Source organism: Methanospirillum sp. (genome assembly GCF_035560735.1).
Lineage (GTDB): Archaea > Halobacteriota > Methanomicrobia > Methanomicrobiales > Methanospirillaceae > Methanospirillum.
Window position 1 is genome coordinate 1 of record NZ_DATMYY010000316.1, and the last position, 3,260, is coordinate 3,260.

At 45.7% G+C, this 3,260-nt stretch carries 4 protein-coding genes; all 4 read right to left on the reverse strand.

Going from position 1 to position 3,260, the window contains the following annotated elements; all coding sequences use genetic code 11:
* Positions 1–299 precede the first annotated feature (299 nt).
* Positions 300–1,526 (reverse strand): energy-coupling factor ABC transporter ATP-binding protein, encoded by a 1,227-nt coding sequence (locus VN429_RS09255; protein WP_325632473.1) that lies wholly within the window; start codon positions 1,524–1,526, stop codon positions 300–302.
* Positions 1,523–2,311 carry a cobalt ECF transporter T component CbiQ gene (cbiQ, locus tag VN429_RS09260; RefSeq protein WP_325632478.1) on the reverse strand — a complete coding sequence of 263 codons (789 nt, stop codon included), beginning with the start codon at positions 2,309–2,311 and terminating at the stop codon, positions 1,523–1,525. The genes VN429_RS09255 and cbiQ overlap by 4 nt, the downstream gene beginning before the upstream one ends.
* Positions 2,312–2,316: 5 nt before the next feature.
* A complete protein-coding gene (locus tag VN429_RS09265; protein ID WP_325632481.1) occupies positions 2,317–2,631 on the reverse strand; it encodes an energy-coupling factor ABC transporter substrate-binding protein in 315 nt (104 codons plus the stop codon).
* Positions 2,628–3,260: energy-coupling factor ABC transporter permease (locus VN429_RS09270; RefSeq protein WP_325632484.1), on the reverse strand; the 633-nt coding region annotated here is incomplete at its 5' end. The genes VN429_RS09270 and VN429_RS09265, both read right to left, overlap by 4 nt.

Sequence of the window (3,260 nt, forward strand, 5' to 3'; positions counted from 1 at the left end):
ATCATATACCGGTAACCATTCCTACCAGATTTCATGTTAAGTTCATTCAGAAATAAAGTCCTGATCGAACTCCAATACATTTCAGATTCTTGTATTTGGCCCTTTTTAGTGAAAATTCATTTCACCTGACAACCCTCTCGTATCATTTCCAAGTTCCTGAAAAAATCTTTGGCATACTGATAGACCCGGGGTCCCCCCCATCCTGTGTATCCCCTTGCAACATTCCGTTCTCTGTTTAAAAAAGGAATAGAGCATTGTTTTTTAACAATACTCCGGACTCCGGAAAATATGCTGGTTGTTTACGTATTGGAGGTATCAGCGTCAGATACTGCCTGCCTTGAACATACTGTCTGCGAGTCCGGCTCTGAACCCTGCAGGGGAAGAACCTGTATGGATACATTACTCTCCTCGCAGTAGGAATCTACCCTTTGGTTGACCCGGTCAACCATTCTGGTAGTAGTGAGTATAAGTGAATCCTTCCCACGTAATGCACGTAAAATGCATTTATCAATCACTCCGTATGTAAATTCCAGTGTAAGGTGTTCTGTTGCAGCACGTTGCTTTGCCCTGGTACCCATCGCACCAATAGCAATGATCTCCCTTGATTCCAGCCATGTTCTGATGGATACATCATCAGATCTGTCAACATTGCATACTGTTATGGTTCCGAGTTTCTTGTACTGCTGCGAATCAGTGACCACTTTCTGGATACTGTGAATGACATCAAGAATGCTTCGTGGTTTTTTGCCTGGTTCAATGAAGCCTCTCCGCTCTAGTTCCTGTGAAAGTTCAAGAATCATGGGCATTGAGAGATGAGCCTTCCTGACATTTTTCTGATTTCCAAACGCTATCTCTGGCACATCCTCCTTAAGAATCCTGCCATCAAGCATAAGAATCGCCCGATCTGCCCAGGGATATGCCAGTTCTACATCATGAGTAGAGATGACAACGGTTTTTCCCTCCTGGTTTAACTCATCCAGAAGCTCCATGAGATCCTCAGAGCCAGCCGGGTCAAGGTCACTTGTGGGTTCATCAAAAACCAGAACGTCAGGATCCATTGCCAGAATGCCTGCTATGGCTACCCGTTTTTTCTCACCACCTGACAGATGGTGAGGAGGACGCCGCTCAAACCCCTCAAGCCCGACGTGCTGAAGAGCATGTGTTACTTTCTCCCTGATCTTCTCCTCATCATAGCCCAGGTTTGCCGGACCAAAAGCTACATCCTGGTACACAGTCGGGGCAATAATCTGCCGGTCTGAGTTTTGGAGTACATAACCGACTTTTTTGCGTATCATCCGAAGTGATGCAGAATCATATTGTATTGGTTCATTACCTACCAGCATCACCCCTGAAACAGGTCTGACCATTCCGTTGAACATCTGGAGAAGTGTTGACTTGCCTGCTCCATTCGGACCAACAAGTGCAATCTTCTCACCTTTGCGGACGTGAAAACTGATCCCTTTTATTACTTCAGACCCTCCGGGATACCGGAATCTGACATCTCGAGCTTCGAGTATTATATTCATGGAAACACCGTTGTGGTCAGGGTCAATGCAAGTATCCCGCAGAGTCCTGAAAGGTACAGCACTACCAGAAGAAATGATGGAATTTTTACCGGTTCAGTCTGATCAAGAGATGGAAAGACTCCGTCATAACACCGGCAGTCCATTGCATGAATGAGATCTTCTCCTGCAGTCCAGCTTGATATAAACAACATTCCACTGAGCATGGCAAATGAATGGATAGCCTCCTTTGGCCTGCTGTATCCAAGACGCATCACCTGGGCCTGCCAGATCTCCACTGCCTGATCATAGATGATGAAGATAAACCTGTACATGATCATCATCATATCCACGAGTTCAATGGGGATTTTGGCCCGTTTCATCCCGTTAAACAGATCGGTCATCGGAGTTGTGAGGGTGATGAAAAAGAGCGAGATTGAACAGCCAAACACCCGGCAGAGAATAATGATGCTCTCTCTGATTGCACCGGTTGTGATTGACAGGTTTAGCCACCCTACCTGTGTCTGCCACACGGCAGTGCCTCCTCCGAGCATAAAGAGGAGAACAACAATGCTCATTCCCACAAAAGCAGCAGGACCAAGTAGCAGTTTACCGTAAAAGAGCGGAGATAACTTCCCGGGACCAAGAAGCAGGATACTGAGGACAACTCCTGAGAACAGAGGAACAACCGGAGAAGGCGATATGAGGCAGATGATAAGTGATCCGAGTGCTAAAAGAAGTTTTGTCCCTGGATTGATATGCCTGAACGCACTTTTCTGGGCTATAGAATCCAGGTTTGCTTCTATCATCGCAATCAGCTGACTGGTGATTTTTTTCTCTGACCAAGCCAGTATCCAAAGATAATTCCCAGAATTAATGCTCCGAAGGCACACTGAAGTGCGAAGAGGGTTGCCTCAATCTCTCCTGATGGTGGCTCATACTGAGGGATCAACGGTTTAAAAGACTCAACCGATTGACCTGTGAGTTCTGAGATCTTCTCTGATCCAACGTCATCTGACCCACTAAACTCATGTTCCCCGCCGGAACTTACTGAAACGAATATTGCAATAAATCCAAGGATGGCTAGGACAGTAATTATCTCCAGTTTATAATTAGATATCATGGTCATGCCTCTGTTTTTGAGTTTGAGAATTCCTGTGCTCCTGCACGTGATATTTGCTCTTCTGAGAAGACATTCAGCTTGAGAAGGATCTCAGGTTTTAGTGCTACAATGTATTTGAATACAAGTGCCAGGACACATCCTTCAACGATTGAAAGTGGGATCTGGGTAACAGCAAAGATACTAAAGAATGCTCCGAATGAAGCTGCAACTCCGCCGACTGCTGCCGGATATGCAAGTGCAAGTTCCAGTGATGTAATAATATAGGTCACCATATCAGCAACAGCAGAGACGAGAAAGACTGTGACATAGATATTGACTGACGTGTCTTTGAGGATTTTATAGAGGGCATATCCGACAACCGGGCCACCGATTGCCATTGAGACCATATTGGCACCCATTGTTGAGAGTCCTCCGTGTGCAAGGAAAAGTGCCTGGAACAACAGAACAATTGCACCAATGACTGAAGTGATGAAGACACCAAAGCACATGGTGGAAAGTCCGGTTCCGGTCGGATGTGAACAACTGCCTGTTACTGAAGGGAGTTTCAAGGCAGATAATATGAAAATAAATGCCCCACAGACTCCGAGAAGAGGCAGATTATCCCGGTCTTTTTTGATCATTGAACGCAGCTGAAT